The sequence below is a fragment of the Shewanella sp. SM32 genome (assembly GCF_025654235.1).
GTDB lineage: Bacteria > Pseudomonadota > Gammaproteobacteria > Enterobacterales > Shewanellaceae > Shewanella > Shewanella oncorhynchi.
In genome coordinates, this window is the sequence record NZ_JAKKRO010000182.1 from 1 (window position 1) to 556 (window position 556).

At 57.6% G+C, this 556-nt stretch carries 1 protein-coding gene; it reads left to right on the forward strand.

The genetic code is table 11. The features are described from left to right. The coding region (locus tag L5M10_RS24080; RefSeq protein ID WP_263256118.1) for a VCBS domain-containing protein at window positions 1-556 on the forward strand (556 nt) is incomplete at both ends.

Consider the following 556-nt stretch of genomic DNA (forward strand, 5'->3'; position numbering starts at 1 on the left):
TGCCAGGCACAGTACAAACGGTGGCCGGCACCTTAACCGTCACCGACGTCGACAACGGCGAAGCGGTATTYCAAGTGCAAACCAATGTCGCCGATGGCAACTACGGTTTCTTCAGCATTGATGCCGACGGTAACTGGACCTACACCTTAAACAACAGCCACAGCGACGTGCAGTCACTCAAGGCGGGTGAAACCCTGACCCGTGACATCACGGTCACCAGTGCCGATGGCACCGCCAGCCACACCGTGACCATCACCATTGTCGGCGCGAACGATCCCGCTGACATCACGGTCGGTAACGGCGACAGCGATGCTGGCACCGTCACYGAAGACGGCGATTCCGACACCCTGCCAGGCACAGTACAAACGGTGGCTGGCACCTTAACCGTCACCGACGTCGACAACGGCGAAGCGGTATTTCAAGTGCAAACCAATGTYGCCGATGGCAACTACGGTTTCTTCAGCATYGATGCCGACGGTAACTGGACCTACACCTTAAACAACAGCCACAGCGACGTGCAGTCACTCAAGGCGGGTGAAACCCTGACCCGTGACAT